This is a genomic window from Vibrio agarilyticus (assembly GCF_012641465.1).
GTDB lineage: Bacteria > Pseudomonadota > Gammaproteobacteria > Enterobacterales > Vibrionaceae > Vibrio > Vibrio agarilyticus.
In genome coordinates this window covers 287,531-301,534 of sequence record NZ_JABAIK010000003.1, presented here as the reverse complement: position 1 = coordinate 301,534, position 14,004 = coordinate 287,531, and the positions used below count along the sequence as shown (strand labels likewise).

General features: G+C 44.6%; 11 protein-coding genes. 1 reads left to right on the top strand and 10 read right to left on the bottom strand.

Going from position 1 to position 14,004, the window contains the following annotated elements; all coding sequences use genetic code 11:
* Window positions 1-352 precede the first annotated feature (352 nt).
* Window positions 353-1,030, bottom strand: coding sequence for an SDR family oxidoreductase (locus HGP28_RS04805; protein ID WP_168835307.1), 678 nt, complete (start codon window positions 1,028-1,030; stop codon window positions 353-355).
* 324 nt (window positions 1,031-1,354) lie between these two features.
* Between HGP28_RS04805 and HGP28_RS19335 the strand changes: the two genes are divergently transcribed.
* A complete protein-coding gene (locus tag HGP28_RS19335; protein ID WP_168835306.1) occupies window positions 1,355-1,906 on the top strand; it encodes a prepilin-type N-terminal cleavage/methylation domain-containing protein in 552 nt (183 codons plus the stop codon).
* Here HGP28_RS19335 and HGP28_RS04795 read toward each other — a convergent pair.
* The 9 genes from HGP28_RS04795 to HGP28_RS04755 all read right to left on the bottom strand — a co-directional run bounded on the left by HGP28_RS04795 (window position 1,903) and on the right by HGP28_RS04755 (window position 13,996).
* The gene (locus HGP28_RS04795) at window positions 1,903-3,264 is read right to left on the bottom strand and encodes a hypothetical protein (RefSeq protein WP_168835305.1); all 1,362 of its coding nucleotides are present in this window, start codon (window positions 3,262-3,264) and stop codon (window positions 1,903-1,905) included. The two genes, HGP28_RS19335 and HGP28_RS04795, sit on opposite strands and share 4 nt — an antisense overlap.
* Window positions 3,265-3,534: 270 nt before the next feature.
* Window positions 3,535-4,683, bottom strand: coding sequence for an iron-containing alcohol dehydrogenase (locus HGP28_RS04790; protein ID WP_168835304.1), 1,149 nt, complete (start codon window positions 4,681-4,683; stop codon window positions 3,535-3,537).
* 87 nt (window positions 4,684-4,770) lie between these two features.
* Window positions 4,771-5,658, bottom strand: coding sequence for a sulfite exporter TauE/SafE family protein (locus tag HGP28_RS04785; protein ID WP_168835330.1), 888 nt, complete (start codon window positions 5,656-5,658; stop codon window positions 4,771-4,773).
* A gap of 61 nt (window positions 5,659-5,719) precedes the next feature.
* Entirely contained in the window at window positions 5,720-8,224 is a 2,505-nt protein-coding gene (hpfG, locus tag HGP28_RS04780; RefSeq protein WP_168835303.1) for a (2S)-3-sulfopropanediol dehydratase, read from the bottom strand.
* Between the two features lie 117 nt (window positions 8,225-8,341).
* Window positions 8,342-9,313: a (2S)-3-sulfopropanediol dehydratase activating enzyme gene (gene hpfH / locus HGP28_RS04775; protein WP_168835329.1), complete on the bottom strand. Its 972-nt coding sequence runs from the start codon at window positions 9,311-9,313 to the stop codon at window positions 8,342-8,344.
* A 330-nt stretch (window positions 9,314-9,643) separates the two neighbouring features.
* Window positions 9,644-10,624: a LacI family DNA-binding transcriptional regulator gene (locus tag HGP28_RS04770; protein WP_168835302.1), complete on the bottom strand. Its 981-nt coding sequence runs from the start codon at window positions 10,622-10,624 to the stop codon at window positions 9,644-9,646.
* Window positions 10,625-10,876: 252 nt separating this feature from the next.
* Window positions 10,877-11,710 carry a carbohydrate ABC transporter permease gene (locus tag HGP28_RS04765; RefSeq protein WP_168835301.1) on the bottom strand — a complete coding sequence of 278 codons (834 nt, stop codon included), beginning with the start codon at window positions 11,708-11,710 and terminating at the stop codon, window positions 10,877-10,879.
* A complete protein-coding gene (locus HGP28_RS04760) occupies window positions 11,707-12,684 on the bottom strand; it encodes a carbohydrate ABC transporter permease (RefSeq protein WP_168835300.1) in 978 nt (325 codons plus the stop codon). The genes HGP28_RS04765 and HGP28_RS04760 overlap by 4 nt, the downstream gene beginning before the upstream one ends.
* Window positions 12,685-12,742: 58 nt before the next feature.
* Window positions 12,743-13,996 carry an ABC transporter substrate-binding protein gene (locus tag HGP28_RS04755; protein ID WP_168835299.1) on the bottom strand — a complete coding sequence of 418 codons (1,254 nt, stop codon included), beginning with the start codon at window positions 13,994-13,996 and terminating at the stop codon, window positions 12,743-12,745.
* Between the last annotated feature and the right edge of the window lie 8 nt (window positions 13,997-14,004).

The following is a 14,004-nucleotide window of genomic DNA, read 5'->3' as shown; positions in this document are numbered from 1 at the left end:
GGATTCAGAGCCGGCTCACTGAGCTGAGAGCAAGGCAAACAACGCAGCGAAATAGCGAGTCTATTTTCAAGTTGTTTAACACCGCTATCGGTTCAGTGATTGGCTCCCAAGGGGCCCTATTGGTTATAAACAAGGTCTTGGCTCATCAGCTTTGTTGACGATTTTCGATTGAGAACCACTCAATCTTCAAATCCTCGCCTCACTGACAAACCAAGTCATTCTCGCTGAACCATGCATCTTGAGGTTAGTTGGGTATACTGCAATGAGTCTGCGGCGAATCTTGCGTTTGAAGTCGATTAGGGCCACCGAACATGTCGGTGGCTCGTCGTATTGCAAATTGAACGACGTTCAATCATTCAAGCTCGACTGGTGGTCGAAACATCATTTCGTGCATGATCATATCAGCTGGAAGCTCTAAAAGCTGCGCAATCACCAAGGCGACGCTTTTCGGATCCATATATTCAGGACGCTCTGCCGCTCTGAAATTGGTGTCTGTACCACCAGGAAATAACGACGTTACTTTGATGCCATGAGGCTGCGCCTCTTTGGCTAAAATCGCACTAAATCCCGAGAGTCCTTGTTTCATCGCGGTATAAACACTCATCGTTTCATTTGAGCGCTTCGCCACCGTGCTAATGACGTTAATGATCTGCCCCGATTTTTGCGGCTTCATATGCAAAAGTGCTTCCCGGCTCAGTAGCGCTGGCGCGCGCAAGTTCACCGCATACTGATGATCAAACTCTTCTAAGGTAAATTCTTCAATCAGACATTTACGAGAATTCATGCCCGCATTATTCACCAGCACATCAATATGGCCTACCAGCGATACAGCGCGCTCAAACAGTCCTGTCACTTCATTTGGTTGCGCGAGATCGGCTTGAATAATATGACAGCCGGTCTGCTGCTGTAACGCCATAAGCTGCTGTTCGTTACGTCCACTAGCAACCACCGTATACCCACGCTGAGAGAGCAGCAATGCCAGCGCATAACCAATACCACTTGTGGCACCTGTGACTAAAACCGATTTCATAAATAAGACCTTACCGTTTTTACTGTTTGACGATGATTATACCCAAGTGATCGCAGAATACCGAAGTCATCGAGGTGAATTTGATATATCAAAGAGATGTAGATTATGGCATGTGAAATATTGGAATTTTTTTCAACATAACTTCATGATAGCATTGATTAAAATTTCGACTGAGCGCTGAATATATATCCAAACAACGTGAAGATGCAGGTAGGCGACAAGAGAACAAAGCCTTTGAGCACTTCGTAAACATAGGTGAGCTATGTGATGAGGTTTGCAAGCGTCAGTCAACAAGGCTGTAACTTCAAGTAGGACGGAGATAGAATGAAAACGTCAAAAGGATTTACGTTAGTCGAAATCGTCATCACCATTATGGTGGTCGCGATTCTTGCCGTTGTTGCAGCGCCACGTTTTCTTAATTTATCCAGCAGCGCTTATGCCGCTAATATTCATGGTGTTAATAGTGCACTAACAAGCGCATTGAAACTCGCCAACGCTCGAATTCAAATAGATGATGCGCAAACCACACTCGATTATCAGGGTAAAACCGTGGCGCTAACGGCCGGAAATCCGGCAGCCAGTGCTGATACGCTAAGAGCTTTATTAAATATTGACGTGCCAAAGAGTTGGACAAGAAATTGGGAATCCGTTCCCTGCGATGAGCCTGAATTTTGCATTTTGGGTAACATGTTCCCGGGCAAAGGCGGCTACGTATCGATTCCTAACTTTCCATTAAGTGGCAATAATGGGTTAGATCGCGCGTCATACATTTGGCCAAGAGGCTATGTAATAAAATCTGAAGGATGCTATGCCTTTTATATTAATGAAGCATCCAAAGAGACTTTTCATACTGGATCAATTGACGCTGGTTGCTAATTGTTTGATTCCAGTTCAGCGGCAATCTCACTTTCATAACGTGTGTGTTTACCAAGATTCACGAAAAGACAAAGAATCACTCCAGCGGCAAGCCCCCAAGCAGCGCCTTTAATGGCAATCACCGCGGCCATAACACCAGCAATACCTAAGTCATTGACTGTTCTTGACTTCGTGACACCAACACGAAACGAAACAAACCCCTGAATTAACAAAGTCGCCGCCAAAGCAATGCCCAATACTGGTTTCACTAAAGTGACGATGGGCAGTAAGAAGTACCCAAGCATGGTGCCATAGCGATAAGAAATCGCGCCATTATTAATCGAATCCATGGTGTTTTGACCCAATTTAAATCGCTCACAGACCACCACTTGCATTGCGGCAGCTAACGGGCCACAAAGGGTAATTGTCGGGCCAAAAATACCCATCAGCACATTACGCGCACCAAAAATCATATTAGAGCGATTGGCATTGAAATCAATTTTCTCATCAGGGCGTTTTTTACTTGCATCATCGAGTAAACATTTCGCCTGAATCACATCACCAAACAAAATAATATAAGTTGAGAGCACCGCTGGCAGGCCGATAATAAACATCTCAATCGGCGGCAAGCCTAAGCCAAAAATGGTCCAGTTTGCAAATAACTCACCAAAAGCAAGCGTCGTAAAGCCCCATTCAATTTGTGGCCATGGCACCTCTCCCACTACTGGGCCAATAATAATGGCTAGCACAATAATCGGCAGTGAGCCTAAATCAGCCAATATCTTGGTCAATTTATTGATGTTTCTTTGGCTCTTAAAGTGACTCGAAAAGAGCAGATAGAAACCAACCCCAGTGCAAGCAATAATAGAGATCGGCGCTTGTTCAAAACGTCCACCTTCGACCAAAACCGAATTCACTGCGGCAATTCCTGCGCCGATAATGATGCCAGATTTCATTGCATTCGGTACGATAGAGGCCACTTTTTGCCCAAGCCCAGTGATGCCCAATATTATCGCCAGTAGGCCCAATGAAATTTGAAAGGCAATAAGAGCATGCATTCGCTCAGTTCCGATATCAAATTGATTCAAATATAAAATGACAATCGGAATCGCCGGCGTAATCCACCCGGGTATAATGGGATCGCCCAGCATAATATGCATAAAATAGAGTAAGCCATTAATCACAACAATTGTCATTGCGACTTCAAATGGCATGCCCAAATATTCTTGCAATATGGGGATCATCCCCAAACAAACGGCGCACAGTAATAACCCCTGCATAAAGTCCACTTTTTCAAAGCCGACATGCACAAACGGTATCCTTACCTTAAATGGTCCAGCAGGGATGTATGGCTGCTCCTCTCCAAATATTCTTTTCATAACAAAAACCCATAATCATATAATTCAATGTATGGCTATTTTTGATAAAGACCCATACATTGAATCACACGAAGGGCATTTCGAAAAATGTCAAAATGCCCTTTTCACTCCCATTACTATACCCAAACAACTTGAAGTTACAGGTAGGCGGCAAAAGAGCAAAGCCTCTGAGCACTTCGTGAACATAGACTAACTATGTGATGAGGTTTGTGAGAGCCAGCCAACAACGCTGCAGCTTCAAGTCGAACGGGTATATAATGGGCGCGATGATTAGATAGCTTGCTTATAAAGCTCAATCATATCTTCTAACGTGGTCTCGCGAGGGTTACATAACACGTTTCCACTCTTCATCGCATCTTTAGCCATCTCTTCGATAAGCTCAGCCTTCACTCCGACTTCAGACAGGGTGCGAGGAATGTTGAGATCATCATTTAGCTTTTGAATCTCTTCAATGAGCATTTGTGGCTCAAAATTCGTCACTGGTTCACGTCCTTGACGAATGAAGTTATAAATCACTTCATAACGGCCTTTGTCTGCAACTGCGTTAAATTTCATCACAGTGGGTAACAAAATCGAGTTAGCGACACCGTGAGGCACATGGAAAAACGCACTCACTGGGTGGCTCATCGCGTGCACATTACCAAGACGTGCCCACGCAAAGGCGATACCCGCGAAGTTACTGCCCACCATCATGGCACATGCCGCTTCCTCATCTTCGCGATTGGCGACAAATTGACGCAAGTTCGCACCAATCAATTGCATCGCTTTTTCCGCCATTGTATCGGTAAATGGTGAGGCATTTTTCGAAACATAAGCTTCAATGGCGTGAATGAGCGCGTCGACACCACACGCTGCCGCGATTGACGCTGGCGCGGTCATGATAAGTTGTGGATCAAGCACCGCGTACTTTGGCAAGGTTTCATAACTTACGATAGAAAACTTGTAGTTAATCGCTTCATCGGTGATCACAGAAGAGGCGGTCGCTTCGCTGCCCGTACCTGCAGTGGTTGGAATCGCAATCATAGGTACGATAGGACCCGGTACTTTGTTCAGCCCCTCGTAATCTTTAATATCACCACCAAATTTGGCCAAGATCCCAACGGTTTTTGCCACATCTAGCGGGCTACCGCCGCCTAGTGCAACGATACTTGTGGCGCCGCACTCGTTGTAAAGCGCAGTCGCTTCATTCACCACAGTAATGGTTGGATTGGGAACCACATCCAAATAGGTTGTGCACTGAATGCCACCAGCAAGAATGATGTTTTGCACTTTTTTAACAACACCAATGCTTTCCAAGCCGCGATCGGAGATCAAAAACACGTGATCTGAATCGTTGTCTTTCAAAATGTTAGGCAGTTTATTTAAGCTACCAATACCAAATTCAATGTTTTGTGGAATTTTAAAACCAAAGTCTTTCACGACATATTCCTTAAAATAACAAACACGGTTATGAGCGTTTGTTTGAGCGAGTCACCGACCATTTTCATGGTCGGGTGTCAATAAATCTTAATTTGCTTGAAGCTTAGAAAGGTTTGCTTTGCGCTTCATCATCACGTTCACAGCGTATGCCGCAAGTACGACAGCGGATGAGATCATGGTGATCAATTTCATATCTGCAGTCCAAGGAATATTGCTCAAAAGCATGTTTGAACCAATGATCAATAGGATCACATACACGATGCGCAAGAACTGTTCACGGTTGATCTTCTCAAGGAAACGCATGCCAAAGAAGAAGCCAATACCAGCCAGTGGTAAACCAATCAATAGTGCGCTGTTTAACTCAGTGGTAAACGCGCCATTTTGGTACTGGTTAAACATGTTCCAGCTGTTTAGTACCACCCAAAGCATGGTCATGGTATTGCGGAATTTCTTCTTATCTTGAACCGCCTCAAGCGTGTATACAGTGATAAGTGGGCCGCCGATATTGAACGCGCCGTGCACAATACCACCCAGAATCAAACAGCCGTAACGGAAAACCTTCTTCAAGAAAGTGTCGACCACTTCCGTCGCATCAATCTCTTTGATCACGAGCGGTTTAATAATGTGTTTGTGAAGGTTCATCACCGCAATCACGGTCACCATAGCGCCAATCAGGATTTTGGCCGTTTGCGGCGTGATTTGATAAAACAGATACTGTCCAATCAAAATACCTGGTGCGCAAAGCACCACGATTTTGGCCAGATCTTTCCACGAAATGTCATCACGACCTTTAATGGCAAGATAGTACAAAAACGGAATGGTAATCGCGGTACCATAAGGAACACCAATGGTGGTGCCAAGCAAACCGTTGGTCACAGGCGCGGCAATCACGGTACAACCAAAACCTGTGGTACCTTGCACAAAAAAGCCTATCACTTGCATCAAACCAACCAGCAAGTAGTCAAACTTAAACATAAAATCCACGGGAATTACTCCATAATCGATGGGACATCCCTGCCCATCAGAATCAATTGAATTAGAAACGAAGCTCAGTACGAGAAATCAAGTCATCTTGAAGCGGCTTACCCAGCTCGACAAAGTACGCACTGTAACCTGCCACACGCACCAACATGTCGCGATACTGCTCAGGGTTTAACTGAGCCGCGCGCATTTTGTCTGCGCTCATGATGTTGAACTGAACGTGCATTCCTTTCTTTGACATGTATTCGTCAATAAAGCTGATCAAAATGTCGCGCCCTTCAACACCCGCCACCGCATCTTCTGGAAAACGTAGGTTGAGCAATGTGCCGTTGGTGGCTTTACTGTGATCCACCTTCGTCACCGAATTCACCACTGCCGTTGGGCCAGAGAAATCGTGTGACCCCCCTGCGGTATGAACAGGCCCCATATTATCGGAAATAGGCTCTTGTGCTTTGCGGCCATCAAGTGATGCGTTCATAAACAGACCCATACCGACGTTGGCGTTTACGGTATAAACACCAGGACTAAATGCACCACCACGAACGGTTGGACGGCCCGCAATGTTTTTGCAGTAACACTCAAACATGTATTTGAATAGCTCATCGGCTTCATCAATGTCGTTACCATAATGCGAAATTTTTGAACTGTTCACCAAGGCGTACAATTTGTCGTGGCCTTCCCAGTTATCACGAAGGGCCTCTAGCAGCTGCTTACCTGTGTAGCTCTTATCTTCAAACATCAGCTTTTTGATGGTCGCTAGCGAGTCTGCGCAAGTTGCAATGCCGGCAGCTTGTGGTCCAATGCCGTTGTATTTCACTCCACCGGCCGTCATATCACGTCCGGTCTCAATGCACCCATCAAAGAACGCGGAAATAAATGGCGTTGGTTTTAGCGCTGCGTGCACTTTATCGGTGATGTTTAAACAGCTGCATAGTTGGTCACACCAAAATTCAAACTGCTTATCAACGCTTTCCAATACTTCTTCAAATGATTGGTAGGTTTCAAGGCTACCAGTATCTGGTGCAAGTTGAAGCTCAGTATTCGGTCCAGCAACCAAACGACCATGGTTAAGAACCATTTCCATCATTTTGGCGGCATTCACATAGCCAGCATCTTGCCAGCCGTGTTCCTTACCAGGAATCGTTGGCTCAACGCAACCGACCACGGCGTAATCACGCGCTTCTTCCAGCGTGACGCCTTTGCCTAGCATCGCTTGAATGGCAGGTGCGTCGTTAAACAGTTTCGGGTGACCGTAACCGGCACGAATACACTCGGTTGCTTTAACCTTCAGCTCATAAGGCGTATTTTCGTGCATACGCACACAAACCCATGGGTTCATCATACGAGTGTGCACTGAGGCCTCAAGCATCAACATAGTCAGATCGTTTGTCGCGTCGTTGCCTTGCGTATCAACACCACCGATAGTCAAGCTTTCACCACCAAAACCGCGACCATTACGAACGCGAACGGTACCTTTGTCTTTCAGCTTCGTTGGGTTGTTCATCTTGACGTACAGCACTTCAAGTAGCTCAAGAATGAACTCTTTTGATGTGCCATTTTGCGCAACGTCCGCAAGGTAAATCGGGTGTAGCCATTGGTCCATACGACCGTAAGAAATCGAGTGACCATTGCCCTCTATTTGAGTCAGTGTCGTGGCAAAATTAAACAACTGAATCGCTTGCCAGAATGTTTGTGGCACGCCACCAGCAATTTGGTAGCAGTTTTCTGCCATGGCAGCCAATTCTGCTTTACGAACTTCATCCGCTTCGGTTGCTGCCATAGAGGCTGCAAGGTCGGCGTAACGCGTAATGTATTTCTTCGCGGCGTTTTGAGTGATCAATGTGGCTTTGTAGTAATCACGTTTTGCGGCGTAGTCGGCGTCTTTTTTCGATAATTTTGCCGCGGCTTTTTCTGCCTGCTCGATGACACCATCAAAACCCAAGGTCATCAACTTGGCAAAGTCCATCGCAAAATGGCCAATACCAGCAAAGTGATAGTTGTTGGTTTGGAAGATCTTCTCACCCATATGTGAGCCGTTCTTCTGATCTTGATCTAATGTTGCGGTGATGGTTTCGTTGACGGTTTTGCCTTTCCAGTAAGCGCACAGCTCTAAAATCTCAGCGCGCTCTTCATCGTTACGAATGTAAAATTGGTCATTCGCACGCTCTTCAAACGGTGAGTTGGTAATTTCGTCAATGATCCAGTCAACCGAAAATTCGGGATAAATGGGTGATGCCTTCGCTGGCGCTGCAATTTCGCCTAAGATCAGGTCTTCGTCGTAAATATACAAAGTCGCATTCAGCAAAATATTTTCGAACGCGTAGGCATTTTGCAAAATACGTGGCGCTAATTCGTTATTTTGAAACGCTTGAGTCACTAAACGCAGACGTTCAACGTCTATTTCATAGGGGCGATCCAAAAACGTTTGACGCAAACGGTTCACTCGTGGATAGGGTGACCAGTCGGCATGACCCACCTCATAACCAAGGCCGTATACCTTATCAAAGGTATCCACGCCTCGAGCTGAAGTGGTATTTTCACTTACTATTGTCTGTACCATTTAAATAATTCCTTACTTTTAAAATTCAATAGGATAAACATGAAAAAGTGCTCGAACATTTGCGGCTATACCCAAACGACTTTATTCATGTTTGTACTAATAAATCTCAAAGAGTGTTTATTTTTCTTTTGTTCCTACAACACAATGAATGCCACGAGAATTGAAATAATGGGCAATATTTTGCACACGCTCCTGAAATGCATCTCGACCAAAAATGAGGTTTTCCATCTGATACGGTAAACCCAATGATCGGTATTTTTCTTCGCCGAGACGCATAAAACTCAATAGCTGCAATGTTCTGACTTTATTGCCCAACTCTTCGATAATAAAATCTGCGGTTGCTTTTATATTTGCTTCATCATCATTAACTTGAGGGATCACTGGAATTCTCAAAATAAACGCTTTATCCGTTTGCGATAGTTTTTTCAGATTGGATAAAATTCGCTCGTTATACACACCGGTATAGTGTTTATGAATTTCGCTATCCATATGTTTAATATCTGAAATAATCAAATCGGTAACAGGTAGAAGCGCAGCAATTTTCTCCCACTTACCGTAGAAACTAGACTCCAAACAGGTATGGATATTTTCTTGCTGACATTGCTGAAACAATTCAGTTACAAATTCACTTTGCAATAAGGGTTCGCCGCCTGAAACGGTAACGCCACCACCCGATCGTTCATAAAACCCTTTATCCTTACGAATAATGGTCATGCATTCGTCAATTGACAGTGTTTTACCCCACTGTTTAATCGCATCAGCAGGACATTCCACCTGACACGCAAGGCAGTGAGTGCACACGTTTCTATCAATGGCAGTCAGCTTGTCTTGATCAAAAATAAGCGCTTCTGGATGAGGACAAACCTCAACGCACGCACCACATTTTTCTTTTGAAATACAACGCGTTTCGTATACTCCAGGCTGAATATAGTGCTTAAAGCTCTCTGGATTTCCGCACCAATCACAGCTCAAAGGACACCCTTTCAAAAACAGCTCTGTGCGAATGCCCGGGCCATCATCAATCGTAAATAACTGGATGTTAAACACATTACCTTGTGATGCGTGTTTCGCTTTTGTGATGGCGGTCATTACGTTGATTTTCACTCATTGCATACGTATGCAATGAATTTAATCGTTTCATTTTCTAAATTTATTGACTTAAATCAGAATAAAACAAATTGTTTCATCATGTGTCATCTAGCTGTGACTTGCATCACTTTTGATAAATTCAAGACAATGCGAGCTATCAAGTGATACACTCACTATGAGTTTGATTTTATTTTAATAAGTGGTTGGGAAATGGAAGTCATGTTGTTAATTAACATTAACAACATGATGTAAAAAGAGGCACATTGAAATGAAAAATGACTCACATTTCAAATAAGAGGGGCAAATAAAATGGACACGCAATAACGTTGGTCAAGATGCGCGCTCGACGACGGTGCCTTTATAGAGAATGTATTGGCCAGTGTGCTCATCATTACCACGAATGCGATCAAACAAATCCTCGACCGCTGCCTGACAAATCAGATCCGTCGGTGGTTTAATCGTGGAAAGTTGATAAGAAGGCCACGCCCCCATAGGTATGTCATCCACGCCTATAATTCTTATACCAGTAACCTTGTGCTGTTTTAATACCTCAAGCACACCGATACCAATAATGTCATTAGCGCAAAATATCGCATCGACCTGATTACCACTGTCGATCAATTGACGCGCCGCAAGCATACCTGACTCAAGATCAAACGATGCCGATAACCGAATCGGCGCCTCAATCCCTAATTCAAGCGCGCGGTGAGAGAAACTTTTCCAACGCTCTTCACAAGTCATTGACCCTGCTTCACTACCGATAAACGCCCAAGATGAACAGCCGTGTTTAAAAAAATAATCCGCCGCTTGAATTCCTGCATAGTTATTGTCTAAGCCAATACAGTTGGCCTTAAAACCATCAATATATCGATTAATAAAGCTCAGGCAGACACCATACTGCTCACATTGATTGATCACATTACTGGTCAAACGGCTGGTTGCGATGATCACGCCATCGACTTGATATTCAAATGCTCGCTGAATCGCCGAGTCCAAATCACCATTGGAGATGGGGCAAAGTATCGCATGGCCCCCTTTGGCTTGAATTTCTGAGGCCAGTATACGCGCTTGCAGGTCATACATGGGGTTAGCGCTAGAGTCTAACGCGATCGCAATAAGCCCAGAACGATTTGAAATTAAGCTGCGTGCTAATGCATTGGGTTTGTAACCCAGCTTTGCAGCGCCGTCTAAAATGTACGCACGTTTACTATCACTAATACTCGCTTTGGGGTTAAAGGCGCGAGAAACCATCGACTGGGAAACACCTAAATATTTTGCAATATCATTTGAGGTCAAGTTTGACTTCTTCATACACCTTAACACGTTACATAGCGGATCTATCTTGCGCGATTCTATGCCTTATCAATAATAACATCAATCCTTGCTGACCTTACGCAATCCCCTCTCCCACCCAGCATCGCTCGATTTAATTCCGATAGAAGTAAACGAAAAAATGCCAGGCGCATAGCGGCTGGCATGAATAAGATGCAATCTTAAGAGCGCTGTATTGATACCCTTTCCGCTTGGAGTAGAAAGGGTATCGCAACGCAGCTTAACCTGACGTTAACCTTTGACAGCACCTGCCGTCAAACCATCGATAAGGCGACGCGAGGCCAAAATAAACAAGAAGAGCAAAGGCAATACGGCGATAGCCGCACCGATGGAAACCGCGCCCCACGGCACCTGACCTGTACCTTGCAGCGCGCGCAGCGCTAGAGGCACTGTAAACATCTTCATGTCGTTCATAACCACCAAGGGTCCCATAAAGTTGTTCCAAGTACCGATGAACGTGATCAAGCCAAGCGTACCAAACGCTGGAGTGATCAAAGGTACAATCACGCGGTAATAGATTTTGAACTCACCGCAACCATCCATGCGCGCGGCCTCGACCAACTCTTTCGGAATCGAGCTTGCGATAAACTGGCGCATCATAAAAATACCCATTGCACCGCACGCGGCTGGAACAATCAGCGCCTTAGTATCGTTCATCCAACCGATTGATGACATGATCATCGCAGTCGGAATCATGCCTAAAAACGGTGGTAAGAGCATGGTCGCCATAATGCCAACGAACATGAGGTTTTTGTATCTGAAATCAAACATCGCAAACGCATAGCCTGCCAGTGAACAGAAAATCAGATTCAACAGCGTCACCACAACAGCAACGTACAAGCTCAGCGCCAAGTTGTCCCAAAAGTAGGGTAAGAACTCAAGCAAAGTCTTAAAGTTTTCAAGCAAATAGTCGCCAAAGAAAATCGGTGGCGGAACAGATAAAATACCGGAATTCGAATGTGATGAGAACACAAACATGAAGTAGAACGGCGCGAGCATAATCACCGCGCCAACGGCAATAATACAGTAAGCAATTAGCTTGTCTTTTCCGATGCTCTTTTTCATTGATTATCCCCACCTAAAAGTTTGTTATTCGCCCAGGTTAAACACGCGATCAGCATGAAAAGAATCCATGAAATGGCTGATGCGGTACCAAAATCACTCTCGACAAATGCAGTAATGTACATATGCATTGCAGCAGTCTTACCCGCTTGATCAATACCGCCTGTACCACCTGTGATGATGAAGGGTTCTTCAAACATCTGTAAGTTACCAATAATGGTGAGGGTCACTGCAAAGAACGCCATTGGCTTAAGTAGCGGCAACGTAATATGCCAGAACTGTTGATAGCGATTCGCACCATCAATGGTTGCAGCTTCATAAATATCACGTGGAATGGTTTGTAACGCAGAGAGATAGAGCACGGTGTTCCAGCCAACAAAGCGCCAGAAGACAACGAACGCAATCATATCTTTGGTATACGCTGGGCGTGCCCAGTCAATATTTTCCGTTGGGAACAACCATGAGAAGATCTTCACATCGGCAACCGTAAAATTCCCGACCGTGGTTAGCATCTGGTTTACCATACCAAAATCACGCGAGAACAAAGTGCTGAAGATCAGCGAAATCGCAACCGTTGATGTAATAAAGGGAACAAAGTAAATACCAATGATGGTATTACGCATACGGCTAAAGCTGGTGTGAATAAAGAATGCCAGCGGCAAAGCGACCGCATGCTGTGGAATACCCGATTTCAGAGCCAACACAACGGTGTTATAAACCGATTTTTGAAACCACTCGTCTTCTAACGCAAAAACATAGTTCTCAAATCCAACCCACTCCATTGCAGCTAATCCTGCAGCGGGTTCCCAATAATGGAATGAAAGGTAAAGTGAAAAAATAAGTGGAAAGAGCCCAAACACACCAAAAATGATAAAAAATGGACTAACGAAAATGTAAGGCGCAATTTTGCTTCCTTTACGTAACCAAAAACTGCCTTTTTGATTACCAATCTGGCTAGTAGCGAGTGAATAACTCATAAATATATTCCCAAAATAAACTGGCGGACCAAGGCCAAGCCCCTAGCCCGCCTAAATATCAACGGCGACGAGCGCGGCGTTGAATTTGTTTCTCTGCTGATGCAAGCACTTCATCAATGTCCGCATCATTTTCAAGCACTTTTTCTAGAGCATCATCAACCACTTGGCGGGCAACTTCGTCATAACGGTCAACCGACACTGCTGGAATGTGTTGCGCAGATTCAAGCCATGTCAAACGCGCAGGTTGATCGCTTAAATAGGCGATTTTTCCATTAAAGAACTCATCACTGTGGGTTGAAACGAGCGATGGAAACGCGTTAATTTCTTTAAAGGCAAGCAATTGAATTTCTGGCTCAGCCGCCATAAATTTAATGAATTTCCAAGCCGCTTCTTTATTCGCTGCTTTTTTAGGGATTGCGTAAAATGAACCGCCCCAACTTGCGTATGCTTTATTGGGTAACTGCGCAGTACGCCAGACCGATTTTGAATCAGGCGCAATCCAGCTTTCTAAGTGACCACCTAACCAAGCACCCATGAGCTGTACTGAAATCGTGCCGCGACGAAGACCTTCCGTCCATTCGTTTGACCACGCACCCACTTCTGCATCGATACCTGCTTCACGCGCTTTTTTGGCTAAACGAAACGCTTCTTTAAAACGTGGGGTATTTACCAAGACGTTATGATCTTTATCGAAATAAATACCATCGCCATCGTTCAGGTTTGAACGAATATAGATATCTTTAATATCAACCGCGTTTGCTAGCATGTAGCTACCGGTCTTTTCTTTAATTTTGATACCCGCTTGAATAAATGAATCCCAGCTCTCAAGCATCTCAGACTCACTGACACCGGCTTTTTCTAGAATGTCTTTACGATAAAAACTTGCGCCTGGGCCAATGTCTGCAGGAATCGCAGCAAGAACGCCTTTAGAGCTCGTCGCTTGTGAAACCGAAAATTGCGTTAATTTCTCAGTAAAAGACCCAGCGTTATATTGCGTTGCCGCCAAATCTTCCAAACCACCCGATTCAACAAAACGACCTACGTATGAATATTCAATCCCCATAACATCAGGAAGATTAGCGCCTGTTGCGAGTGCTGTTGTCATTGCATTGTGGTGGTCGCCATAAGCCAATGTCACCAGCTTGACTTTAATATCTGGATATTTCTTTTCAAAAAGCGGAATCGCTTTTTCAGCAGATTGGTTAAAGTTAGGGAACGATGCAACCGTGATTTCTATTTGTTCCGCCAAGGCGCTGTTTGCAATCATTGCAGAGACAGCGAAGGACAATAATTTCATCTTCTTATTTTTCATGAACAATC

Excerpts from the sequence above, each read along its gene's own strand:
- HGP28_RS04805 (WP_168835307.1), bottom strand. The coding sequence starts at position 1,030 with ATGAAATCGGTTTTAGTCACAGGTGCCACAAGTGGTATTGGTTATGCG.
- HGP28_RS19335 (WP_168835306.1), top strand. The coding sequence starts at position 1,355 with ATGAAAACGTCAAAAGGATTTACGTTAGTCGAAATCGTCATCACCATT.
- HGP28_RS04795 (WP_168835305.1), bottom strand. The coding sequence starts at position 3,264 with ATGAAAAGAATATTTGGAGAGGAGCAGCCATACATCCCTGCTGGACCA.
- HGP28_RS04785 (WP_168835330.1), bottom strand. The coding sequence starts at position 5,658 with ATGTTTAAGTTTGACTACTTGCTGGTTGGTTTGATGCAAGTGATAGGC.
- hpfG (WP_168835303.1), bottom strand. The coding sequence starts at position 8,224 with ATGGTACAGACAATAGTAAGTGAAAATACCACTTCAGCTCGAGGCGTG.
- hpfH (WP_168835329.1), bottom strand. The coding sequence starts at position 9,313 with ATGACCGCCATCACAAAAGCGAAACACGCATCACAAGGTAATGTGTTT.
- HGP28_RS04770 (WP_168835302.1), bottom strand. The coding sequence starts at position 10,624 with ATGAAGAAGTCAAACTTGACCTCAAATGATATTGCAAAATATTTAGGT.
- HGP28_RS04765 (WP_168835301.1), bottom strand. The coding sequence starts at position 11,710 with ATGAAAAAGAGCATCGGAAAAGACAAGCTAATTGCTTACTGTATTATT.
- HGP28_RS04760 (WP_168835300.1), bottom strand. The coding sequence starts at position 12,684 with ATGAGTTATTCACTCGCTACTAGCCAGATTGGTAATCAAAAAGGCAGT.
- HGP28_RS04755 (WP_168835299.1), bottom strand. The coding sequence starts at position 13,996 with ATGAAAAATAAGAAGATGAAATTATTGTCCTTCGCTGTCTCTGCAATG.